The following is a 26,000-nucleotide window of genomic DNA, read 5'->3' as shown; positions in this document are numbered from 1 at the left end:
AATTCAATTATTCCGCTTTATTATAAAACTCTTCTTCAGCTTTTATCAATGGTAAATGCCATTCCCACAGCTCTTCAAGTGTCTGAAAATTTTCAGGCACTTTATTTCCATCCTGAAACACTTCACCTGGGCTAAGCGGCATTGCCCAATGGCGGTAGCTTTCAACCATTCTTCTAGGATGTAGTGCTAAAGAACTTTTAAAATAATCTGTACAATAATGGTAATGATGAGAGTGTATAAATCTATTCCAAGCATTCCGTACATGATTTTCCTCCCTGATATCTATTAATTCAAATTCCTCCATTGCTCTATCTTCAACATTGCCCCACGCTTTACTTAACAAATCTATTGCTTCAACATCGCTAACAGGTGCTGAGTAACCAAAAACTGTCACTCTTTCTGCAATTTCCAATCGACTGGCAAGAGAATCCCACTGACCTTTTATGTAAGGATCGGTATTATAATCTTTCTTATCAACTGGATACAGCAACTGAGATGGTTCAAAAAGCTGTTCTGTTTTTTTTGAATACATTCCAGCAGGTCCAACCGTGCCGTTAGATTTGTCAAACCCTAAAGAGACACATCCATGTAAAAACAATATTCCTGGGCTTTTTGTGAACTTACCATTTCTAACATATGCCTTATAAAGAAAGGGATCCCAGTTAAAAGTTGCTATAATATCTTTTCTAGATCTTAATGCCAATATCATGTAATCATAAATCGTTGGTTCATCTGGTAAATCAAGTTGCTCAAAGTAGTTGTAAACAGCCAGCTCAATAACCTCTTTTTCCTCGGGAAACTTACCTTCATTAGATATTTTACTGTACAGCTTTTCAAAATCCTGCTTTAATGCTTTGTAATCAGCTGGTAACTGATCAACGATACCGTTTAGACCGACAATATCAACAATATTCCACATTAAGGGAAGATTTTTACCATTCTTTTCAGGATTTTTTAATGTTGATGCAAATGAGGTACCTGCTCCTAATAATAGTACATGCGTTCCACTGCCATGTACTTTTTCGATTTCATCTTGAGTAGTCATGTGTTAAAGTTTTTATTTGAACTAAAATAACTATTATCTTTTCTTAAATACCTCTACTAAACATTAAAATTTTAAATTTTTAGCATTATCATCCAATTATTGAGATGTTCAACTTCTGGTAATGAGAAAAATAGCTTTAACTAAAGTTATTTCATTTTTCTTCTGCTGCCCAAAGTCTCCTGATTTTGAGCTGGTGAATAAAATCATTTCTTTAATCTTTTATCTTATAATATTTTTTTTTTAAATATAAATATTTTTCTTCCTTATTTTTCTTACATTATTTTTTCTTCTTTAGCATTTCTATCTACTAAAATTTTAAATTTTTAGCATTATCATCCAATTATTGAGATGTTCAACTTCTGGTAATGAGAAAAATAGCTTTAACTAAAGTTATTTCATTTTTCTTCTGCTGCCCAAAGTCTCCTGATTTTGAGCTGGTGAATAAAATCATTTCTTTAATCTTGCTCCAGAGTCGGAAGATTTTGGAGATCTGAGAGAATATAAGTTATAAATATTTATATTATTGGTTAGAAATACGTTTTAGTGTTTCTTCTAAAGAAAAATCTGGGGGCAAAGGCTTGAATTCTTTACTTGTATTTATAGATGATTTTACTCTTTGAAAATTTCTTAGCTTTTGAATATCAATTTGACCAACAAGAATAGTATCATTAAGACCACCTTTTAATTTTAATAAATCTTTAGTGGCTGTTTCTTTAGGTTGTGTCAATCTGGTGTCACCATACTTACTTGTGTTGACTTGAGCAACAAAACAATGTAAATCTCTCGAAGTAGATTCAACGATATTGGAAAAGTATGGTGTATCTTTATTCCATTCTATTCCGATTAATAAGTCTATTTTTGATTTTAATTTTTCTCTATGACTTATATTTGCTAATTCAAAGCAATAGCAAACTGAAAAATAAATATTTCTGTAATTAATAATTTCATAACGGGAAGGTTTTGGTTTAGGGACTGCTAAGTAATGTTTATTAATTAAATGTTCCTCTCCAGGAGAATAATTATTTTTTAATCTAAAAATAATAGTAGCATCATTAATTCCATTTATTTTTTGTGGGAGAATCGAGATTACGAAATTAAAAGATGTATTTTTTAGAGTCAAATGTTCAATTCCAGAAACTATCATAATTTGATTATCAGTAGAAAATCTACCTAATGATGAAATTAAACGCATTGGCATAAAGTTTTCAGGAAATAGAAGTAGCTCAGCATCTGACTTTCTTGCTTTAGATAAAATTTTAGACAGTTTATTTATTCGTTCATTTGATAGTACGGGTGAATCTAAAATACTTGCTTCTATATTTTCTTCTAAAACATCGGTATTTGCCAATGCAATTCTTGGATTTAGTAATTTTTCGTCTTTATTTATTGTAAACTTGTTCAATAAAAAGTCTTCTTCCGATCCATATATCCTTTGTAATGTATAAAACTGATTTTTAAGATTTTGATTTAATTCGTGACTTGGTCTATGTTTAGAGTTACCCAGACAATATAAATCAAACGCAACGTCTAAATAATCTTTTTTATTATAGGCAATGCTTTTTTTCATATCATTATTTTCTTCATCATAAATTTCCTCTTCATATTCTTCCATAATATCATATAAAATATTCGTTTCTATGACTTCGGACCGATTTAAGTTTTCTGGGTTAAATTTTTGGAATTCTTCAAATGCCGATGCTATACAACATTCCCAAAATTTTATAGGACGTGGTGAATTTTTTAATAATGTGCGATCAAGCTTGTAATTTTTTATATGAAGATTTTTGTCAATTAAATTTAAAGCACCATTTTTTCCGTCTTCTGTATAGTTTAATAGAGGTATAGAAACATAATGATGCCTAATCATATTTGCCTCTCTAATTCTAAAGCCTATTTTTTTTCGTGATTTATAAGGATTTGTAAAAGAAAATTCAGCAAATAGCAAAGCGAAATTTTCTCGACTAGTTTTATTGGATTGAAATTCAAAATTTTTATTTACATCATAATTTTTTAAGAATTTTAAGTTCAAAGAAATACTCATTTCAAAGGCAAAAAATAAATATTGTGTTAATGTATCATGTACCTGCATTGCAACTTCTCTTGTAAGCCCATATTCATTAATTTTGTCATTATCATTGATATTGATTTTGTCAATTTGCTCTAAACAGTGAAATAAAAATTCAGTAAATGAGTTAGGGTCATCATTAACTACAAATAATGTCAATATTTTCTCCCAAAGTTTATAGAAAGTCAAACAGTTTTCTCCTTTAAAAAAATTTAAAATTTTATCTTTTTCTTGGTTTGAGATTTTCTCTCTTTTTCTAAGACCCAAATTTATTTTATGTGAAAGATAAACAGATAGGCCAAAACGATCCTCTTTGTAATCTTTTAGTGTTCTTATTTTACCTTCAGTACCATCATAGGATAAATGATAAGCATTTTCTTCAAATTCAACTAAATTATCTTCATCATTTGGCATATCTCTAAATTCACTAGATTTATCCTCAATTTCTTTCTTAAGCTTATCAATGACAACACTTGATTCATTTTTATCAAAATAATAAATTAGAGTTTTATCACTTTGGCAATATAAAGCAGGATATCCGTTTATTTTGAAAATTCTATTCTCTGGTTTGGTGAAGTTTCCTTCAATAGAAAATGGAGAGTCAACAACTTTTATTAATGGATGAAAGTTTTTTAATATATAGTGCTCAATTTCAGTTAAATCCTCTAAATTAAAATTTACATTTTTATCAAATGACTGTGCCTTATAAGCGTTAAAAGATGTGTAATAATCATCAAACAACTTATTTTCTTCATCAGTTGTATTAGGTTCTGATAAAACAATCAAAATATCATCCACATATCTTCCATAATATGCAGGTTTGTATTTGTCAAGTATAATTTTATCAAAATCTTTTAGATATTCATTTGCTATAATTAACGAGGATTGAAGACCAATTGGAATAATGAATTTATTAATTTCACCATTCTCTATAACTTCATTTTTAAAATCATATGGAATTTTTAATTGTAGAACTTTTTCAGTAAAAATTCTATGTAATTCTTCCATTAAGGTATTAAGGTTATCATATCTCTCCTTACCTCCATCAATATAACGAAAATATGTTTCAGGTATTCTTGCTGAATAGTAATAGTCTTTGATATCTAAATTTAAAAAAAGTGTGTTTTTATTATTATTTAATAATTGTTGTGCAGTATTAACTGCATTGTCTCTCCATTGTTGATATTGAGAAAAATATGGTTTATATAAAGCTGAACCAAAAACAACTTTTGATTTGTCTTTTGTTAATAACAGTCTATTTCCTACACACTCATCTGCTAAATCCGCATCTTTTTTAGCCCCATCGTTAATTGTCCATAAGACAGCTATAATATGAATTTCAATTGGTGCATGAATAAATGCTGTAACTTTATCTAGAATATATCTTTTTTTAATTCTTTTATTAGAAATAATAGAGTGAATGGAATTATTTTGAACAAATTTTTTAGGATATACTGTTACAGATATTTCTTTTAGAAGTTCATCAAAAAATGTCGAATCTTTATAGTAATTATTTATTTTCTCTGTTAAAATTTCAAATTTGTCTTTTAAGGTTATTTCTTGTAAAAAAGACGGAAAATTTAATTTGTCCTTATCTTCAACCTTAGAATATCTATTTGTAAATTTTAAATCAGAAAAAATAAAGTCATCCTTTGAGTAATTAGTCTCAAACTCAACGATTTGTTCTCTTAGTAATAAATCGCCAGAATCATAAAATATGGTTGTTTTTAATTTGTCATATGCATTTTCAATATCTTTAATTGAAAATTTTCTCATTTGTCTTGATGCCATGGAGTTTTAGTTTTTATTGATAACTACTTAGTAAGATGTAGCCTAAGTGAGAATATTATTTATAGTTGTGATATTAAAATGAAATTGAAATTTTTAAGATTTTATTTTTTACGCTATAGAAATTTATCAAGTTGAGTAACAAAAATAATTATGATATAAATATTTCTTTCCTCGTTAATATATTTGTTATTAAACTTTTGAAAACTCTAATTTAGTAAAGGTATTTAAGATATGATTAAAATGAGTACGGCTTCCCGTAAAAAACAAAAATAAATATGAGTTTAAACTTTTTAATCAATATTTATACGTAATCTTTTAAGATTTGAGATCAACATCAAACAAATTAAGCATAATAAATAGCAATTCTCGTTAAGATTTATTCATTTATAAGTTTAAAGAAATCAGATAAACTAATTTTTCTTGCTTCACATATTTTAAAAAGTGTTTCAACTGGTATTCTGTAAGTTTCTTCACTTTTAATTTTTCTAATGGTACTTTCTTCTATACCATGATTTTTGGCAAAAGAATTTTGTGACTTGCCTTCTTGAAGCCAAGGTATCAACCATTTTTTTGTAATGTATAAACAAATTTTTTCGTTTATATCTGTCATAGAACAAATGAAATAATTAAATAATAAAAAATTACGGTCGATCGACCGTAATTGAATTTCTTTTCTTACATTTATAAAAAAATATAAACTCATGGAAAAATATATACCATTAAGAAAATGAAGGTTTTAAGGAAAGTTAAGCTCCATCAAAGATGGATGAAGCATTTCGCTTTATAAGTAGCTTCAGCTATGTCCTTAACGATTCTTTATCACTTAAAAGGTCTTAATGGTTAAGAAAAAAATCAACAATAAAAAATACAAACAATGAAAAAGATACAAACAGATTTTGATCCCCGGTTTCGGGCAGGTAAGAAGTGGTCCGGGTTGCAGCTGATGGAAATTTTCTTTCAATTCAATGAGCTGGATGTTTCCAAAGAAAGGCTCAGCAACATTATGAATGCAAATGATGTTCGCACCACTTATGATTTTACATAGATAATATACCGTAACCTCATAGATGAATAAGAAATGCCCCTTAAAAAGGAGCATTTATATTATTGTGCTTTTACTTGCTCTATCTTTATGAATATTTTAGTAAGGTTGGGCTGGGCATTGCCTGAAGTAGGGGCTCCTGCCATAATGGTTGCGGTATAAGCGGTTTTTGAAGAAGCATTACTGTCTATCCAGGTATATCTTCTATGCTCAGGTCCGCCACTTGCTCCATCGATAATCCCTATGTTCCCCCAGTAAGCACTTCCCATTGCCCCTGTGCCTTGAGGATACCAAGTAGTTGATGCATCTCCCATACCGCCCCACACTCCTGAAGTAATATTGATTGTTGTTACGGCTGCACCAATATAACCACCATATTCGGTATTATAATTCCAATACAGATTAACGGTAGAACCGGTATTATTATACAATTGTACATTAGGATTGGCAGGGGTTGTACCACTTGTGGTATCAAATATTACCCTGATCGAATACTTACCATCTGAGGTAGTAAGAGGGAAAGTATATGCTTGTTTCCCGTTGGGATCGGTTGTTAGGGTAGGATACCCCATTGCAGCGACAGATGAAATATCTGCACGACTCGTATTTCCTACTGTATCGTTACAGTTTTGTCCTGCTGTTAAGAAAGGAACAGTGGTGCTGTTCATAGGAAGAGTCATATCATTACCAGTGGTAGGAGTTCCATTCACTGAGAATACCAATTCGCCATCCCCAAACTCTAGAGTTCCGGGTCTTAGTTGGAAGGTTAATCCGTTCACGGTAAAAGGAGTTCCTGAATTATACGAACCTCCGTTTCCTTGGTTATAGGTAACTCTCAGGTTTCCGTTGAAAGGAGTACCGGGAGTATAGGTAGAAGGATTTAAGTAAGCTGTAGTACATTGTAATGCGGAAATCACTGGAGAGAAGATGGTGTTTGTTGCTTGTGTAAGTCTTTGCCATACTGCTCCATCAAAATAATAATAGCCCATAGCAGTAACATTAATACGTTGTCCTGCAGTATCTCCACCAGTAACATCTGTAATATAAATTAATGCGCCTCTCTGATCGCTGCTATAGGTCGCGGTATTTACTGTAAGTTCAGTTCTTGTAAGTCTCGGAGCCTGTAATCCGAATGTTTGTGTGTTATCCGTAATCACTCCTGAATTATCTCTTTTAGCAGATACATCCATCGTTGTTTTTGGTAAAGATGTATTGAGGCCTACTTGGGCAAATGAGAATCCAGAAATAAGAATAGCACTGAATTGTGTAAATTTGGCTTTCATGTTGAGATGTTATTTTGTTTAACTCAAATGTAGCTTTTTTCGTTAAAAAAAGTAATGAAAAGTATTTATAAATGAAAAAAAATAATTAATTCGTAATATTTTGTTAAAATATGAAAATTATGAATTGGTTTGTAATTTCAGTATTGTATGTTTCATTAAAACTATTGATATCAAATTCTATTTTTCTCTAAAAGATGATTTTTGTTTAATATATAGGGTACTTTTTACAGACAAAGTATATAACTTAAAATAGTTTAAGTGTTTAAAAAGCTTTTGTGCCTTTTGTGGTTTAATATAATGCGCAATTATATTTATTTAATTTTATGAAATTCAGACTATAATTCTTTTAAGTTTGAAAGAAAGATGATTTACTTATATTTGTCCTGCAAAGTAAAATTAAATGTTCAAAAAAGTAAGCACTGTATTGATCCTTGGATTGTATACGGTTTTTTGTTCGGCCCAGCAGGTCCGACCTACCAAATCATCTGAAATTTACCGTGAACTCAAAACACTTAAACAGCTGCCTAAAGTTTTATATCTTGCGGCTCATCCCGATGATGAAAATACGGGGTTACTCTCTTGGTTAATCAACAATCAAAATGTAGAAACGGGCTATTTATCTTTAACCAGAGGTGATGGCGGTCAGAATTTATTAGGCACAGAGCAAGGGGCTGCATTGGGGTTAATCAGAACGCATGAGCTTTTAGAGGCAAGAAAATTAGACGGTGCCCAACAGTTTTTTACCCGGGCGATTGATTTCGGGTTCTCTAAAAATACGACCGATACCTTTAAACAATGGGATGAAAATAGCATTATAGCGGATGTAGTTTGGGTAATCCGTAAATTCCGTCCAGATGTTATCATTTGTCGTTTTCCTCCTACTGCTGCGGCAGGGCACGGACAACATGCGGCTTCGGCTGTGGTTGCGGAAAAAGCTTTTAAGCTGGCAGGCGATAAAACGGCTTTCCCCAATCAACTGAAATATGTTACTGTATGGCAGCCAAAACGCGTATTGTGGAATACGTTCCGATTTGGTGCGGTCAATACAACAGCTGAAAATCAACTGAAAGTTACCGTTGGGCAATATGATGCACAATTGGGAATGGGTTATGGCGAATTGGCAGGATTAAGCAGAAGTTTACATAAAAGCCAGGGTGCGGGAACACAGTCTGTAGCAGGGATTAAAACTGAATATTTTTCCCACGTTATTGGAGAGCCTGCAAAAGCAACCCTTTTTGATGGAGTCGTTAAAACGTGGACCGCAAAAGGAAACGCTGATATTGATCAATCACTAGATAAAATTATTTCGGCTTTCAATTTCAACGAGCCGGACCAGAGCTTGCCTGCTTTGCTTGCTTTGCGAAAAAAGGTGATGGAATTAAAAGATGTAGACCTAAAAAAGGATAAAATTGCGGCACTCGACAATATCATTGTAAGCTGTGCCGGGTTTATGGGCGAAGTAGTGACCAATCAAGCTGAAGCTGTCGCCGGAGACCATTACAATTTTAGGTTAAATTTGATTTCAAGAGCTGCAAATCCTGTCGTTTTAGAAAATGTAAAATGGTTAAGTCGATCAGAAAGCTTCAACAGAAAACTATCAAAAGATTCTTTAATTACCATTCAGCATGATATTCAGATTCCTGCAGATGCAGCACTTACAGAACCTTACTGGTTGGCGAAATCTCCCACAAACGCAGGGGCTTTCTCTGTTCCGAATGATACTTTAATCGGTTTGCCTGAGGCAGAATCACCATTGAATGTTTTGCTTAGTTTAAAAATCGACTCGGACAATTTTCAGGTTAAACTTCCTTTATCTTTCAAAAAACTAGACCCAGTGCGTGGTGATGTGGTCGAAGCCTTGCGCATTGTTCCTGCATTGGAACTGAAATTTACACAACCGCTTTATTTAGTTAAAGAAAATGAAGATCTACATTTGAATTTAAATGTAAAGGTTAATTCCAGCAAAAAGTTCAGTAATGGTAAAGTTAATCTGATGTATAACGGAGAACGATTAGGCGGTGGTGATTTAAAATCAATGAATGGACAAGATTTTACCGTCGATTACGTTATTCCAAAATCGAAGCTTACCTCAATAAATACTTCTCGCTTGCAATTGGATGCCAATTTTGTTGCAGATGGAGTTACTTATAATAAAAAACAGGTATTAATTCAGTATCCGCATTTACCTTCATTACAATATTTTACGCCTGCAACAGTCGCAGTGATGAAAGGTGATATTCAGACGAAGGTTAAAAAAGTGGGGTATATACAAGGTGCGGGCGATTTCATTCCTGAGTTCTTGCGTATTGCGGGTATTCAAGTAGATGTCTTGAAAGACGAAGATTTTTATGGCAACCTAGATGAATCTGGCGGAAAAGGTAGTCAAAACAAGCTTTCGCAATATGACGCCATTGTATTGGGTGTTCGTGCCAATAACACAGAGAAAAAGCTGGGTCGCTGGATGCCTTTTTTATGGTCTTATGTAAAAGGTGGAGGTAATTTGGTGATGCAATACAACACCAATCAGGATACAACCGTTGATCAATTGGGTATCTACAATTTCAGTATTGCCAATAAACGGGTTACTGAAGAAAATGCTGATGTTAAATTTTTAAATCCAAATCATAAATTGTTGAATTTTCCAAACAAAATTACGGCTGATGATTTTAAGGGTTGGGTGCAGGAGCGTGGCGCCTATTTCCCTGCTCAATGGGATGCAGCGTATGAACCGCTTTTTGAAATGCACGATACCGATGAAGAGCCTTTGCAGGGATCAACTTTATATGCCAAATACGGGAAGGGTAATTTTATTTATACACCGTTGGCATTTTTCAGACAGCTTCCTGCGGGAAATGTGGGTGCAGCACGATTATTTTTAAACTTTTTATCTGCACAGAAAAACTGATGAATAAACCACTTAAAAATTGGAATACCTGGTACATACTATTAGCAATTGCATTAGTTGTTCAGATCGCATTTTATTATTTGTTTACTAAATTTTGGGCATGAGTACTATAGATTGGACAGTTCTTATTGTTACACTTGTTGCAGTGGTTGTTTACGGCGTGTTTATCGGTCGTGGCCAAAAAAGCAATGAATCATATCTGAAAGCTGATAATAAAATGCCTTGGTATATTGTGTTGATAGGCATTATGGCCACGCAGGCAAGTGCGATTACTTTTCTTTCAGCACCGGGCCAGGCGTATACGGACGGTATGCGTTTCGTTCAGTATTATTTTGGTTTGCCTTTGGCGATGATTGTTATCTGTATTACTTTCATCCCGATTTTTCAGCGTTTAAATGTTTACACGGCCTATGAATATCTAGAAAACCGTTTTGATAAAAAAACAAGGGTGCTCACTTCACTGCTTTTTCTTTTTTCCAGAGGTTTATCAACGGGAATCAGTATTTACGCTCCGAGTATCATCTTATCAAGCGTTTTAAACTGGAATATTTATATAACCAATGTTTTAACAGGTGGTATTCTGATGATTTATACCTATGTTGGCGGTGCAAAAGCGATCGCTCACACCCAAAAACTACAGTTTCTGATTATTCTGGGAACCATGGCTTTTGCAGGGTATCTGCTTATTCAAAATATGCCGAATGGAATTGGCTTTAAGGATGCGCTTTATCTGGCGGGAAAATCCGGAAAGCTTAATGTAATCACCACAGAATTTGATTGGAAAGATAAATACAATATTTGGAGCGGATTAATTGGTGGTTTTTTTCTGGCACTTTCTTACTTCGGTACAGACCAGAGTCAGGTCGGGAGGTATATTACTGCGAAGGACGACACTAATGCAAAAATGGGCTTGCTGTTGAACGGATTGGTTAAAATTCCGATGCAATTTGCTATTCTCCTGATCGGTGCTTTGCTTTTCGCATTCTTTTCTCTAAAACCGGCTCCGATTTATTTTAACGAACGTTCTTACCAACATTTAAAGGAAGCAAAACCTGAACAGGCTGCGGTTTTTGAAAAAGAACATCAGGATTTACAAACAAAATTTAATGCAGAATCAAAAGAAATTTTAAAGTTGAAAGAAACTCAATCTCCCCAGCTTAAAAAAACAATTCAGGATTTTAAAAACACACAAACTCAGGTAAAAGCACTTCACGGCAGGGTAGAAGAAGCGATCAATCATTCAAACTATAATGCGGAGAAAACGGATACCAATTATATTTTCCTGTATTTCGTGAAAAATACCTTGCCAGTCGGGATGATTGGTTTACTGTTTGCCGTCATTTTTCTGGCCAGCTGGGGTTCAATTTCGGCAGCGTTAAATTCCCTTGCCGCCTGCTCATTAAAAGATGTTCATTTGATATTCAAAAAAGAAATTCCTGATGATGCGACCGAATTGAAATACAGTCGCCTGCACACTTTAGCTTGGGGAATCTTCTCAATCGGTGTAGCTATGTTTGCTACTCAAATGGGTTCCCTTATTGAAGCGGTGAATGTATTAGGTTCTCTTTTCTACGGCCCGATATTGGGGATTTTTCTTGTCGCCTTTTATTATAAAAAAATCAACGGCGCGAATGTATTTATTTCTGCAATTTTATCAGAAATTACGGTTATTGCCGTTTATCAATTCGATATCGTTTCCTTCCTTTGGTTGAATGTAATCGGGGCAGCGGCAGTCATTATATTTTCTACAATCGGATTACTGTTTTATAAGCCGAAAGCAGTAAATTCGTAAACGAACAACAGTAAAAACAAATAAATAAAAATAGTATGAAAACAATGATTAAATCTGCTACCGTACTTTTTGCAGCAATGACGATTTCAGTGAATGCTTTTGCACAGGAAACTAAAAAACCTGCCAGCCCTCCGGCTACTGCTACTGGAAAAATTAAGGATGCCACTATTACCATAGCGTATAGCAGTCCTTCTGTAAAAGGGCGTGAAATCTGGGGTGGGTTAGAAGCTTATGATAAAGTTTGGCGTGCGGGTGCCAATGAAGCAACAACTTTCGAAACGGATAAAAATATTACCGTTCAGGGTAAATCACTGCCTGCAGGTAAATATAGCTTTTTCCTGATCCCTAAAAAAAACGGAACCTGGACTGCGATTTTTAACAAAGAACCCAAACAATGGGGCGCTTATAAATACGAAGAAGCTAAAGATGCTTTACGTGTTGATGTAAAAACAAAAGCTTTACCTGCAACACAGGAAACTTTAGTGTATAAAATAAACAATAATGGATTCACAATGGATTGGGATAAAATCTCAGTTCCTGTAGATATAAAATAGATTTAAATACAAGAAATTAAAGTCCCGTTAATACGGGATTTTTTTGTTTAAAATATTGATATTGTATCAAAGAGTATTATTGATGTAATGTCAGACTGTTTATTTCAAACAGACTAAGCATTTTACGTTTAAAATATCGAATACAAAATTTCAGATTGTAAAAATATGATAAAGAGTAGTTTATGGGTAAAAAAAGAGACAGCTATATAAATAGTTGTCTATTAAATTGACCTCGACGAGCGTATCTTCAAACACTTTTATTGATGATTTGATTCGTTTGAGCCAAATTAAACAAGAGTTGGCAATTCCGAATTTAGAATTTAATTTTTTATAGTTGTGAATTTTTTGCAAGATGATTTTAAATATTTGAAACAATCGAAATTGGAATCGTTTGGCTTTATTTTACTTCGATTGGTTTCTCTCATTTATGAAGATTTGAAGGACAATATTTAATTGGAATGTAATTAATACGATTTATACAAAGATGAAGCCTGCTACATTCAAGTATACTGTTGCCTTAATTTTAAGTAAATCCCATAACTTAATTTCATCAATAATGCTTATTTAAGATAGTGACGTCTATTCCAAAATAATTGGTTTGGCCATCTTTTTTCCATCTTGTAATAGATGTAATGATGATATTCATAACGAGACCAAATATTTTCTGCAATACGATTGTATTCTGCTATAAATGCATTTTTAATGTTTCCTGATAAGGTATGAACTACATTCGATTTAATTATCAATTTGGAGTATTGAGCAGCCATTGCTAAAGCATTAAACATTCCTTGAGAGGATAATGGATCAAAGGTTAAACATGCATCTCCAATTGCTATCCAATTCAATTGCACTGGCAATTTAAGATAGGACGAATGGGATGCTTTTGTACCCAAAAATTCATAATCTAATGTTTCTTCTTCAATTTCTAAAATTTTAATTAAATCTTTTTCGGCTAAAAAATAATTTTTAAAAAATTCTCCATCTTTTGTCAACTTTTTATCGCATAAATCGGAATCTGTAAAGAAACTAATCAAGTGTTTATTATTAGGTAGTTTGGTAATATACCACCATCCATTTTCAACACTATAGATCGTAGAAAGTTCTTTTACAGTTGGAATGTGTATACTTCCATGAATCCCAATAAGTTGATCTTTTTTGAGATGCTTACTATTCATTTTTTGAGCCATCAAACTTCTACGTCCTGAAGCATCTATGATAAATTTAGCTTGATGATTATTTTCAAAACCCTCCTTTGTCTTTGTAATCAAAGCCCATTGTTGAGACTCTTCTACAACACTAATAATATTTTCTCTAATGATTTTAATACCTCGCTCACTTGTTATTTTTTGTAATTCATTTACAAAATTATTCTTATCGATGGACCAGCCGTGACCTTCAGGATTCTGTATGCTATCTTGTATGATAGGATAAGGGGTTCCCCAATATGATTGCATACCAATTGTAGGTTTGCCAACCCGTGGATTTTGCATTATTGCATCAATATCAATTCCTAATTCACTAAAAATACGTCTACTGGATGCAACTAAAGTTTCCCCATGTAAAACATTTGTGTTTTCTGGTTTTTCAATGACTAAAATTTTGTAAAACGAATGGAGGTGCATAGCAGCGATACACCCTGCTATGCCTCCTCCAATAATTATAATGTCGAAATCGTTATTCATTATTAAGCATTAAAACGTCTTCTAAATCTTTCATGAATAGTCACTATTTTTTGATTTGGTTTAACATATTCTATTTGTAAATCTTTATTTGTTTGTTGAACTTTTGACAATAGATTTTCTAATTCTTCTGAGTTATTTAATATATGCTCCGCTTCTTTTTTTAGATCTTCGTCAATTTGTAATTTAGAAGAATTTAATACATTATCTGATATTATTTCAATTACCTTATCTTTTGCGACATTATCTATTAGCTTTTGTCTGGTCTCTTTTAAAATGATATTTATAATTTTAGTGTATGAGCTGGTTAAAGCAACTTGCACCGTATCTGGAACTTTAGTGTTATCGTTATTCGTAATTGTTTCGTCTAATTTCATAGGTAGCACTGTGCCTACAGCATCAAAATGAGTAATCATTTTATTAATAATTTCTTCATATGGGGAATAAATGGTAGGGTTACCAGGTAGATCTTCTAACCACTCAAAACGTTGATTAAATATTTCTAATTGCTCTTCTGGATTTCCTTGTTTTTCCTGTAACGCTTTAAATTGCTTGTAAGTAATAATTTCATTAGGCACTCTTGCCGGCCAAAATGTTGGAATATAAGAGTCATATGAACTGTCGTATCCATCTTTACAAGAGGCTGTATCTGTTTGCCAAGGAATAGCCATCCAGCGTGTAATACCGCCTGCAACTTGAAATTCGAAAGGATTAACTATTTTATTAAGTAACGTTTGATCTATAAAAGGACCGTAATCAAGGTTGTCTTTAATAAGATGATCTTGATCAAATTTAAATCTGAAAGGAGAATCATACATAGAAGATATTCTTACCGGCCATGTCATTTCGCAGCCTGGATGGAAAGCATCTGCTAGACAAAAATCTAAAGCAGCTCTTGTAAGTAAGTCAGCCTGCTCTTCTACAGGATATTCATCTAAAGGTTTAGGACTAATATAATTGGTTTTATATTGATCCCAATCATCAATAAAATTACCATCTACCCATTGCTGCAACATTTTGATTTGTAGATCTGTCAATGTACTATGCTGTCTAGGGCTTCCGGTTCCTATTCTTTCTGTAGCATCTCCATATAACCAAGGCCATAAAGCTGGAGATTGAGAACCAGGAAGATCAAACTGCCTAAACTGATTAAACATTTGTCTTCTGAATTCTAAGTTATTCATAGTTCCATCTCTTAATTTTTCAATCCATGTATTTTCATTGAAATTATAAGCTCCATTGAACCCAAAAGTGGTTAAAAAACCTTTGTTTACCCACTGTAGTTCTGTCATTCTCTTAAAAATGGGAAATATGTCATAAGAGAATGAAGGACTAATTGGAGAAGGCAAATTAAGTTTACTTACAGATAGATCCCTCATTAGATCCCACATTGTTCTTACCGATTGTTGCATAGGAGCATAATCTGGAGGTGCACAAATTACCCAAGCCGGTTTTACATTAATTTCTTTATTATTGACTTTTACAGTTGCTGTTACCGGTCCATCAGAAGTATCATCATACCAACCATCATTATTTGCAAAATCTAAAGCAATTTCATTTTTAACACTTTTCGATATACCTTTACCTCCAAGTACATGTAATCTTTTGGAATTTGGTGAATGCTTATCGAAAAATATTTCTCCAAGATAAACTTCTGTGTCTCTTAAAAATTTCCCTTTAAATTTTGCTGAATTGTTGATTGATTTGCTATTTATATTTTTTATACCTCCATCAATAACGAGGCTCATGCGATCTTGGATGTCTGAATTTCTTTTAAATGAATATTTATATTCATCTTCATTTGCTTCCGGAATATCTAACGCAAGATTGAATTGATACCAAGCTGCTTTTTGGTTGGCTAAATGGCACGACCAGCTAATTTCAACATTGTCTTTACTATTAGGATGGGTGAGTTCTTTTACAACTTCTCCCTTAATATTCAGACCATATATTCTAAATTCTGCTGCTTGTCTTTTAATTTTGCCTTCTCTATCCCGATAAAAAGAAAGATCATTTGACATGATGGGTTCCGGAACTTGTGTCCCTATATAGTACTCATCACTATTTCCTACACGCATAATGCCTATTGAAGGATATATTGCTGCACTTACAATTTCGTGGTCAACTGTTTCTTCATCTTTATTTTGTCCACGAAAAGGGCAAATTTCTCCTAGAGGTTCTCTGAACTCTAAAGCATTAGCACTGTATCTCGTTTCTGCACCATATTTGTAAACATGTCTTCTCGCATCAGCAATACTGCCCAGAGGTTGATTTAATGAATTTATACGCCAGCAATTAAAATTAATATGATTACCAAGTTCTTTCACTCCAATCAGATTCAAATCTTGTTTGGGAAGGTTTAATCTACCAATTTCAATAAAACTTTCATCCCATTTTAGTTGTAAATTATCTGCTATTTTTTCATCAAGCTCTTTGATTTGTCCTTCAAGAATAAATTGGTAAGAATCATTAGATAATTTTTGTTGTAAATCTTTAGCAAGATAATCTTTCTGCTTCATAATGACAGGGAAGTTTTCTTTAACCGCTGGTTTAAGCCGTAGTTTTATCATATGTTTTTCACCTAAGCGGAATGGTATGATAGGGTAATATGCAGTGGTTAAACAACTGTCTTCGTATTTTTCCATTTGGTCTAAAATACGTTTCAATTCTTTGTTTTCTCTATAATATTCATTTAATTGGTTGATATCACCAGAAGAGGAAATCTGCGTGAATTCTACCATTTGTTGTGCATTTTGAGCAAAAAACACATCAATATTTTGAAATATAAAATCTGTATTTGGTCCATCAAACCCTTCAGCATTATTCGGTAAATCAAAAATCTTTAAACCCAAACCGATTGTAGACTTTACATCTGTTTTTTTAGGGTCTGTGTCACTTGAAAAACGCATTACACACTTGAAATTATCTTTAATACCAAAGAAACCAAGATCACCTACTAATTTTTCAACCGGTAAATTATTGGTTAAGCTTAATTCACCATGTACTACACCATGTTGTTTTCTGAATACGGCTCTTGGTGCTGGATTTGCACCATTTTCGATCATAACTTTTTGGTACGTATCTATGAACTGAGCTTTAAGATCGGATATGTATTTTTTTTCCATTTTTTTAGTTTTAATTAATTTGTTATTTAACTCATCATGGTTTTTGTAGAGCTACTTTTGTCTTAAATACTGGATCGAATTTGTGTCTTTCTTTTTTTTGACTTATTTAAAGTAAATTTTTTTAAAATTAAATACCAATCCAGTATTTTAATGGTATTATAACTACTTTTTAAGTAATTCTCTAGCTTCTTCACGAGACGATTCCCTTATGTTATTTTTTAACTTATTAATTTCATCTAAATTATTATAAGATTTTATTGTATTAGTATTCAATCCTTTATTCATTTCAGTTTTGGCTGTTCCTTGAATTGCTAATAATGCTGCTTTTAATTCTGTATATTTTTCAAATAAATGTGAGTTAATTAAAGGAGACTTAACATTTATTTTTTTTGATGCATTTGTTCTATATAAATTATTATTCATAGAGTGACAAGTAAAACAATTCATTCCTTCTGCTTGGAATGTGGTTTCCATAGTGACATTTGCTAAATCTAAACTACCAAAACTTTGCCCATTACCGGTACCATATGGTTTTGATAAATCTCCATCCAGCAACTCATTAATTGGAGCATTAGTTTTTGACCATATAGAGCCAACTAATTTATAATTCGCCCATATTTTAACTTTATTATTCGTAAGGACTTTTTTAGCTAATTCGTTACTAGATTTAATCATTGTAGCAAACTCTTTATCTTCTTTAATAACGTCCATTCCTTGAGATTCCTGATTATATCTAACTCCTTCAGGATAGGATTGAAATACTTTATTTTTAACTTTTGGAGTAAGAGTGGTTCTATCTTGAATAATTCCATCTTCTGTATTTCCAACAGAGGCTCCATCGAATAATGTGTATTTATCTGATTTAGAATTTACAGGGTCTCCATGAAAACTTGTTCTATCTGGTGCTAAATCTCGTTGATCAAAAGTTGACCATACTCCTTCAGGGTGCTCTGCTGTAACTGTAAATATATGAAAGCCAATCATAGACATTCTTTTTAGCTCAGCGTTATTATAATTTTCGTAGAAATTTTTATTAGGTTGATTAACAATTGCAGTTATATTAAAAGTTTTACTAGAATCTACTACTTGAGATGTTTCTATCCAAGCTATTTTAATTTCGGTAGCACCAACTGGATATTGATTTTTACTCTCACGAATAGAACGCTTTAAGCTATCATTTTTTAGTATTTCAGCTGCTTGGCTAATAATTGATGATGCATCGGCTGAATTAAACATCTCTAATATTCCGTCATTAGCATGTATCGAATATCTTACAAGAGAGTTGCTCTTGCTGCTCAATTTTGTTCCGTCTGCTTGTTGATACAAATCTAAGATTAATGGTAATTTACCATCTTTTATGTATGAAGATGGTAATCCTTTCTTTTTTAAAGAATCTATTTTTATTTCTTCGCCAAAATCATTAACCTGTTTTAATTCTTTCATAAATACAGGAACATTATCTTCGGTATTTGACGTTAACCATAAAAATTTTTGCCAAGACCAGTCAACAAACATTTGATCATTGTCAAGAACTATGGTATCAACTGTATTTTTAATTTCATTATTCTTATTGTAATCTTCAAAAATACTTGCTAAGCTTGTTTTAGTTGTAGAGTAAGTCTCTTTTTTACAAGATGTAAGCCCCAGTAAAGTAGCTGTTGTAATGCTCAAAAGCATCAGTTTTTTAAATTTTAATTTCATGGTTATTTAGATTATTAGTTTTTAGTTGATTATATTTTTAAAATTGCAATAACATTCTTTAGTTATAAACAGGGGGATTATTAAAAAAATTATTACACTGTTTTACGAATCCCATTTTATACAATATAAATTGTAAAATTTTAGTCTGAAATTAATTTCCCATTTAGGAACTCGAGGATGTTCCATATGCTCTGTTAGCATAATAATAGTTACTAAAATCATGGCTAAATTATGACCCATAGGTAAAAGCATAGGGAATAACATCAATCCCCAACCTGCGTTAATAGGTTTAGTTTATACTTTATCAATAAAACAATATTAATATAATTTCTGTAAAAATAATTCAGTATTATTACTGAATTTTGAAGTAATGTATTATGGAATGGTTACTAAATTTTTATTTGGTATTTAATTGAATTTGTTATCTTGTAATTTCATGAACTTCAACTAGATTGTGGGAAATTATAGCATCTAAAAGAATCTCTGTAAATATGTTTTGACAAATAGAAATAAATGCTTTGAAGATATCTTCAAAGCATTTATTGTAATTATTTAGCTAGTTTTAATAGTATGTAATTCTTTACTTTATTGTTATTGTTTTTCTCACTTCGACTGTTCCACCTATTAATAATATGGGACATTTTTTTGCTATCAAAATAACTTCTTCTATAGTTTCGGATTTTAGGGTTAAATTTCCATTAATTGATAAGTCATCTTCATCGAAAATTTTGTTTTATACAGATTGTTCACTTATTACAACCGCTTCATCACTTAATCTTGAAACATTGACTAATTTAACTTGTGCTGCTATCATTGCAATGTATTTTTTCCATTCCTGATGCAATACCGCATCATTTTCTTTTACAATTGTATATTCGCTTTTTGAAATTCTAAATATCAACATAAACTCTTTTAGATTTCCCATCTTATTTTATTCTTGTTCTAGGTTTGGTGGTATCAACTTATACATACAGGTGTTACAATTCTTGAAAGAATTGTTGAACTTATAAGCCCTCCGATCAAAACAATGGCAAGAGGTGCTATCTGAGGGTTTGGATTCATTGCGATTGGAATCAATCCACAAATTACGGTAATAGAGGTTAATATAACCGGAAGGAAACGTGTTTCACCTGCTATATGAATTGCTTCATCAATGCTTTTTCCTTCGATACGGAGTTGATTGGTAAAATCTACCAATTAGAGTGAATTCTTAAACTGGATTCGTGATAAACCGATAAATCCTATTAGTGAAACAAGAGACATTGGATTACCAGTGATCAAAAGGAAAATGACCCCAGCCAGCACACCTATTGTTTACTAATTTTTTTTTTGGTATTTCGAACCTAAATTTACTAAAACAATAAAAATCCTAATTTGGATTATTCTGGAATCACAAACAAAAAATGGCTCAATTTGGATTAAATTGGAGCCATTTTGCTTGTTGGTGACCTCGACAGGACTACGTTAAGTTAATTTATATTATTCTCTTAAACTGTCATAGTATCTGTCAATAGCTTATGGTAGGGACGTTTAATTAAGTTGAATTTAAATTAATTTAGGTAAAATAAATAAATCGGATACAAAATCGGATACATTTCAGTATTTTAGAAAACAAAAAAAATATTTAATTATGGCATCAGTAGTATTTTTTCTGAGAAGTAATATTAAGAATAAACCTAGTAGTATTTGGATAAGATTCAAGGACAAGGATACTGATATTAGTTTATCCATGAAAGAATTAAAATGTAGTGTTGATGAATGGAAAAATGGGAAATGTAAAAATGCTAATAAAAAAATGTTTGATACAGATTTAGAATCCATCAACACCAAATTATTAAAAATAGAAGGATATATTTTACAAGAATATAATAATCTTAACTCTATTTTGGATTTAAAGGTTTGGATGAAGTCTTGTGTAAATAACATTTTAAATCATAAAGAAAAAAGTGTCTATTCATCAAATCTAATTGATACTTATTTAGAACTTAGACAAAATTCAATTACAAAAAGAACAAATTACAAAATTAAAGTTTTGAAGAGTATGTTAATTGACTTTTGTAATTTCAGCAAAAGACCTCCTGTTATACAATTTAAGGAGATGGATAACTATTTTAAAGATAGTTTTGAAAAATATTGCTTAAATATAAATTATAAGCATGATACAATCTACAGCAAATTAAAGGATGCAAAAGCTATATCGAAATTTGCTGAAAATTATGATATTGAAACGCATCCGCACACAAAAGAATGGAAACTTGGAGTCACAAAATTTATAAAAGATAAACCAAAACATATATATCTAAGTTTGGAAGAACTTGAGCGAATTAAAAAGTGTGAATTAATTCAAGAGGATTTGGATATTGCAAGAGACTGGCTAATTGTTGCATGTTTTACAGGTCAAAGGGTGAGCGATTTTCTTAGATTTGAAAAATCTATGATTGTGGAAGATAAAGATATGAGATACATAGAATTCAGACAGGAAAAGACAAGGAAATTAATGCAAATTCCAATACTTAAAGAAGTACAAAAAATATTGGATAAAAGAGGTGGCGAGTTTCCGAACAAAATATCAGATGTTAGACTTAATCAAGATATAAAAATTGTATGTAAGCATGCTAAGATAACTGAACTCGTTTATGGTAGTAAATCTCAAGTTTTAGAAGACAAAACAAAAAGAGGAGTTTTAGGAGATTATCCAAAATATAAACTTGTTGCGAGCCATATAGGTAGAAGGAGTTTTGCAACTAATTTTCATACTCTAATTCCTACGGCTGATATTATGTATGTCACTGGTCATACTACAGAAAAACAATTCCTTATGTATATTGGTAAAACGGAAAAAGAAATGGCTGTGCGAACAGCAAATAGTTTTGCTAAAATTGGGTTTTAATTATATTTTTACATATAGTAATAGCTGAAGAATAAAAGCTAAATCAAGAACAAATTTATAGTTTAAGGTATTATGCAGAAAATAGACAATATCAGAAATAGTCTTCAAGTAATCAATATTTATGACAGGCATACGTTAGAAAAATTTATGCTTGGCAAAAATGTAGCTGTTTTTGATGAAAAACAAAATACTATCGGAAAAATCACTATTGTTGAGCATCTAATACCTATTAATAAAGAAATGAAAGAAGCTGTTAAAAATAAGGGCTTCATGTATGTTCTTGCTTTTGATTTCTTTAACAACTCTTCAAATACTGAAAATATAAGAATCATTAACTATTTTGATTTTATTGAACAAAAAAATAATTACTCTGAAATTTTATTGCAGAATTTTACATCAATTCTTACCCAAATTGAAAAAGATCTAGAAGATTATATACTAGATAATTATAAAACTGATCCAGAAGGAATAAAACTGTTTATCAATTCTGAACTTTTGCAACAATTTCATAATTGTAAAGAAAAAATAGAGAAAAATCTTACTTACTATAAATTTGCTCCATTAGTCTTTTCTAATCTTGTTACTTTTTATATTGATAATGAAAATATTAAAAAGATTTCGGGATTGTTTAATAGATCAATGATTCGAATAATAGAAAATCATAAAAAGTATATTGATATAACGTCTCCATTATATAAAACGTATAAAGAAGAAAATAAATTTATTTTAAAAAAGGATAAAAATCAGAAGAAAGATAATAAACATGAAAATAACATTGACTGGAAAGATATATTTAAAGAAAAATCTACCTATAAGCAATTTGTTAAATATTCTAAAAACCATATAGTCAATGGATTTGTTGACTATTCCTATCTTTTTCAGAAGATGAAACAACTAGAATTTGTTTTTAATCATAAACATTTCAAATATATTGACTGGTTGAATGAAAATAATTTCATTACGGAAAGAGACTATGAGGAATTTTTAAAAAATGCGGGTTTTAGAAGTCTTAGTAAATCATATTCAGAACAAAGAGAAAATAATTTTAGCAATATTTTTAATTTGTAATTCTCAATCGGAAAAAACTTCCGAAAGTCGGAAAAATCTCTCCTGTACCTTTGTATCATAATAATTAAACAAAAAATTATGATACAGTTAATTTCAATTTCAAAAGATGAACTACTGCAAGAGTTTGAGCAATTAGTTTATAAGGTATTAGAAAAAATGCAACAGGATCAAATGCCAAAAGATCAAAAATGTTTTTATACTCGTGTAGAAACGGCAAAACTGTTAGATGTTAGTCTTACAACGCTTTTTCATTGGAATAATGATGGAACTCTAAGAAATACTAAAATTGGTAAAAGAGTTTACTATTCTAAAAACGAGGTTTTAGCACGTTTAAATCCTTAAACATTCAATCATGGGAAATTCTAGACAATCCCATTTATAAAGTTAGATTTTTCTTCTTTATATCAAATTTTTAAATCTCCAAAAATTTTAACAAATCGAGGTATTAGCTGTAGTAAAAATACTATGGAGAGCTATTGTTATATCTTTTTTTAACAAACAACAATAAAATGAAACAATATAAAAGTAAGCAATCAAATCGCAATATCAACGCATCAGCCTTTTATCACGAGAATTATCAATGGAAAGTAGTGTTACCTACAATTATCGTTAACTATCTTCAGGAAAAAGTTCAGGAGCAACCACGGTTCAAAGAGTTCAAAATGGATAATGCCCTTTACTTCCTGAGTTTGGTTATCAGTATTCCTGCATACAAAAAAGATAAAGTTTATCAAGATGGATTTATACCTATGGATTCCCAACGATTAAAAAAGAAAGATTCTAGTTACAGTAAATATTTTGAATACTTTGTACAGATTGGTATTCTGGATAAAAAAAATCATTCAAAAGGTCGTTTCTGTAAACGTTACCGATACAACTTTGCAAATGTCAAACTTGAAGGCACTGAATGTCTGGATTTTTCAATATTTGAAATGACGGATAAGTTTCTGGTCAAAAACCTACTAAGAGAAGACATCGGCAATGACTGTCCATATCTTTCGAAATGGTTTGATAATGGTTTATTCCTTGATGTTGACCGCCTTAATGATGATTTGTCATCCGATTTCTGTTATAATAAGTACAGTTTGAGCTACACCAGATTAAATCCGATAATGGCAAAAGCGTATAGCTATTGGTACACTGCATTAATGTTTAGAGAGCAATGTTTCAGCATTTCCCGTGATCCTGATTCAGATAACAGACTGCACACAAACCTAACTAATATGCCGTCTAAATTCCGCCCATATCTGACGTATTACGGCGAAAACATTCAAAGTTTGGATATTAAAAACTCACAACCCTATTTTATGGTTTTAGTATTGGAAAGTTTGAGTAATAGTAAGATTATAGAGATTATAAGTAAAGTATTTGGAAGTGATAATATAGGTACTATGTTGCAGAAATTACAACAAATAACGTCTAGTAAAGCTTTTCAAGAGGAATTTATCCCGCTAAAAAAAGCCGTATTGACAGGCGAATTTTATGAGTTTTTAATGCCGCTCTTTCCAGATATTAAACCTGACCATGACGGTGTGTTTAGAAAGAAATTTTACAATTCAGATACAGGGAAAGCAGAAGTAAAAGATTTCCCGACTAAACGGGATTTGATGAAAAAACTTACATTACAAATTCTTTACACTCCGCTCAAAAAACCGTCAAAAGAGTATCTGATATTTAAACAGTATTTTCCTTTGTTGTGTGAATGTATCGAGATATTCAAAACGACTTCGGATGAAAAAGATTCATTTAAACTGTTTCCAAAACTTCTGCAACAGGTTGAATCTGATTGCGTAATTGATACTATTACAAAACAGATTGCAGAAATGAATCCTGATATGCCACTTTGGACAATACATGATTCTTTCTGTACTACTCAGAGTTGGTTTCCTATATTAGAATCTATGGTACAGGAGCTGTTTTTAAGCTATTCTCAGGGTGTTTTGCCAAGTTTTAAATCGGAATTATGGTGTAATAGTGATGAGTGCCTGAAAGTGGCTTAAATGTCTGAATTTATGCTTGTGAAAGATTAGATCAGCCTTATACACAAAGGTACAAGATTGGTCCCCAGACACTCAATAATAAAGCCCCACTAAATGTGAGGCTTTAAATTTTCATTCCAGATCTGATCAAATTCTGTTTTGGTAATAAAATCTGATGGTTCCAAATCCAGATCTGCAAGTGACTGATCGTACAGCATTGATTCTTTCTTCTTGTTGTGGATTTTCTAAAGTTAGAAAAATCTTTCCTGTAGAATTTATTTCAATTTATCTTACTGCTTCTCCATCTTGAAAATGTAAATAAAACCATGCATCTTCTTAATCCCAATATTTTTTTTACAAATGATTCTTGCACATAATGGATAGCATTAAAATATAACATTTTTTGTTCTAAAAAAGAAATTAAATTTATTAGTAAGTCAATATTTTAAACATATTACTTGCAAGAATATTTCTGAATTTTTAGAATAAACAATACTTTACAAAACAAAGCTTATTCCCAACCTATTTTATATTTTTTAATATCCAGGGATAAATTCTTATAGAATTCGGAAGTAAACTCAGTTGTTTTTAAGCATCCCCAATCAACAGGATATTCTTTTTCTATCAGTTTATTATTTTCTTCTTTATGAATAATATTAATAATGAATATGCTTCCATCGAGTATTTGGCAATCTCTCAGTTTATATTGCTTAAAATCCTTTTGAATAAGCCACTTTATATTTTTATTATCTTGAATATATGAATTGAGTGAAGTTTTTTTTCCTTTAATCAACGAGTATATATCTATACTAGTGGCAGAATAAGTCCATATATAAGAAACAACATTCCCAGAAGCAACTATTTCAAATGCATTCCCATTTTTTTTAAGTAATTTATTTAATAATCTTTTGTTCGTGGAAAAGCGTTGACTTTTAGTTTCTTGACCATAACTTAAAGAAATTATTAGTGTAAAAAGTATTAATAGTAATTTTTTCATAAACTTTACAAAGTTGTTAGTTTTTACATGTAATCTACAGTTTTTATTGCTTATAGAACTAACAGGCTTATAATTTATAGTATA

General features: G+C 31.4%; 18 protein-coding genes. 8 read left to right on the top strand and 10 right to left on the bottom strand.

The genetic code is table 11. The features are described 5' to 3' along the window. Positions 1-7: 7 nt before the first annotated feature. The 3 genes from AMQ68_RS06205 to AMQ68_RS06195 all read right to left on the bottom strand — a co-directional run bounded on the left by AMQ68_RS06205 (position 8) and on the right by AMQ68_RS06195 (position 5,511). Positions 8-1,045, bottom strand: coding sequence for a hypothetical protein (locus tag AMQ68_RS06205; RefSeq protein WP_054509699.1), 1,038 nt, complete (start codon positions 1,043-1,045; stop codon positions 8-10). Positions 1,046-1,565: 520 nt separating this feature from the next. Beyond that, a complete protein-coding gene (locus tag AMQ68_RS06200) occupies positions 1,566-4,901 on the bottom strand; it encodes a reverse transcriptase domain-containing protein (protein WP_054509698.1) in 3,336 nt (1,111 codons plus the stop codon). 376 nt (positions 4,902-5,277) lie between these two features. Beyond that, positions 5,278-5,511, bottom strand: coding sequence for a helix-turn-helix transcriptional regulator (locus AMQ68_RS06195; protein ID WP_054509697.1), 234 nt, complete (start codon positions 5,509-5,511; stop codon positions 5,278-5,280). A 264-nt stretch (positions 5,512-5,775) separates the two neighbouring features. Here AMQ68_RS06195 and AMQ68_RS25280 point away from each other — a divergent pair, with 264 nt between their 5' ends. After that, positions 5,776-5,946 carry a hypothetical protein gene (locus AMQ68_RS25280; protein ID WP_160317977.1) on the top strand — a complete coding sequence of 57 codons (171 nt, stop codon included), beginning with the start codon at positions 5,776-5,778 and terminating at the stop codon, positions 5,944-5,946. Positions 5,947-6,005: 59 nt separating this feature from the next. On the opposite strand, the gene AMQ68_RS06190 is transcribed toward AMQ68_RS25280, so the two are convergent. Next, positions 6,006-7,226 (bottom strand): hypothetical protein, encoded by a 1,221-nt coding sequence (locus tag AMQ68_RS06190; RefSeq protein ID WP_054509696.1) that lies wholly within the window; start codon positions 7,224-7,226, stop codon positions 6,006-6,008. A 400-nt stretch (positions 7,227-7,626) separates the two neighbouring features. Here AMQ68_RS06190 and AMQ68_RS06185 point away from each other — a divergent pair, with 400 nt between their 5' ends. From AMQ68_RS06185 to AMQ68_RS06175, 3 genes are all read left to right on the top strand, one after another. Further along, entirely contained in the window at positions 7,627-10,131 is a 2,505-nt protein-coding gene (locus AMQ68_RS06185) for a PIG-L family deacetylase (protein ID WP_054509695.1), read from the top strand. A 100-nt stretch (positions 10,132-10,231) separates the two neighbouring features. Next, entirely contained in the window at positions 10,232-11,923 is a 1,692-nt protein-coding gene (locus AMQ68_RS06180; RefSeq protein ID WP_054509694.1) for a sodium:solute symporter, read from the top strand. 35 nt (positions 11,924-11,958) lie between these two features. Then, positions 11,959-12,477 (top strand): DUF2911 domain-containing protein, encoded by a 519-nt coding sequence (locus AMQ68_RS06175; RefSeq protein WP_054509693.1) that lies wholly within the window; start codon positions 11,959-11,961, stop codon positions 12,475-12,477. Between the two features lie 560 nt (positions 12,478-13,037). Here the strand turns inward: AMQ68_RS06175 and AMQ68_RS06170 are convergent. The 5 genes from AMQ68_RS06170 to AMQ68_RS25540 form a co-directional block, all read right to left on the bottom strand. After that, a complete protein-coding gene (locus AMQ68_RS06170) occupies positions 13,038-14,159 on the bottom strand; it encodes an NAD(P)/FAD-dependent oxidoreductase (protein ID WP_054509692.1) in 1,122 nt (373 codons plus the stop codon). Between the two features lie 2 nt (positions 14,160-14,161). Next, positions 14,162-17,281: a LodA/GoxA family CTQ-dependent oxidase gene (locus AMQ68_RS06165; RefSeq protein ID WP_054509691.1), complete on the bottom strand. Its 3,120-nt coding sequence runs from the start codon at positions 17,279-17,281 to the stop codon at positions 14,162-14,164. Between the two features lie 162 nt (positions 17,282-17,443). Further along, positions 17,444-18,982: a hypothetical protein gene (locus AMQ68_RS06160; protein WP_054509690.1), complete on the bottom strand. Its 1,539-nt coding sequence runs from the start codon at positions 18,980-18,982 to the stop codon at positions 17,444-17,446. A gap of 733 nt (positions 18,983-19,715) precedes the next feature. Further along, positions 19,716-19,907: a hypothetical protein gene (locus AMQ68_RS06155; RefSeq protein WP_054509689.1), complete on the bottom strand. Its 192-nt coding sequence runs from the start codon at positions 19,905-19,907 to the stop codon at positions 19,716-19,718. A 32-nt stretch (positions 19,908-19,939) separates the two neighbouring features. Further along, positions 19,940-20,179, bottom strand: coding sequence for an efflux RND transporter permease subunit (locus tag AMQ68_RS25540; RefSeq protein ID WP_054509688.1), 240 nt, complete (start codon positions 20,177-20,179; stop codon positions 19,940-19,942). A gap of 433 nt (positions 20,180-20,612) precedes the next feature. Between AMQ68_RS25540 and AMQ68_RS06145 the strand changes: the two genes are divergently transcribed. The 4 genes from AMQ68_RS06145 to AMQ68_RS06130 all read left to right on the top strand — a co-directional run bounded on the left by AMQ68_RS06145 (position 20,613) and on the right by AMQ68_RS06130 (position 24,940). Beyond that, a complete protein-coding gene (locus AMQ68_RS06145) occupies positions 20,613-21,872 on the top strand; it encodes a hypothetical protein (protein WP_054509687.1) in 1,260 nt (419 codons plus the stop codon). Between the two features lie 147 nt (positions 21,873-22,019). Further along, complete coding sequence (locus AMQ68_RS06140; RefSeq protein ID WP_123905620.1) at positions 22,020-22,940, top strand: hypothetical protein; 921 nt, start codon at positions 22,020-22,022, stop codon at positions 22,938-22,940. Positions 22,941-23,018: 78 nt separating this feature from the next. Next, on the top strand, positions 23,019-23,282 hold the full coding sequence (locus AMQ68_RS06135; RefSeq protein WP_054509685.1) for a helix-turn-helix domain-containing protein: 264 nt from the start codon (positions 23,019-23,021) through the stop codon (positions 23,280-23,282). A 167-nt stretch (positions 23,283-23,449) separates the two neighbouring features. Further along, positions 23,450-24,940, top strand: a complete 1,491-nt coding sequence (locus tag AMQ68_RS06130) for a hypothetical protein (RefSeq protein WP_054509684.1) — start codon at positions 23,450-23,452, stop codon at positions 24,938-24,940. Positions 24,941-25,430: 490 nt separating this feature from the next. Here the strand turns inward: AMQ68_RS06130 and AMQ68_RS06120 are convergent, their stop codons facing one another. After that, positions 25,431-25,916 (bottom strand): hypothetical protein, encoded by a 486-nt coding sequence (locus tag AMQ68_RS06120; protein WP_054509683.1) that lies wholly within the window; start codon positions 25,914-25,916, stop codon positions 25,431-25,433. Positions 25,917-26,000 lie beyond the last annotated feature (84 nt).

Source organism: Chryseobacterium sp. ERMR1:04, from assembly GCF_001297705.1.
GTDB lineage: Bacteria > Bacteroidota > Bacteroidia > Flavobacteriales > Weeksellaceae > Chryseobacterium.
Note: the sequence above shows the minus strand (reverse complement) of the source record. Positions and strands in the feature narration are given on the sequence as shown.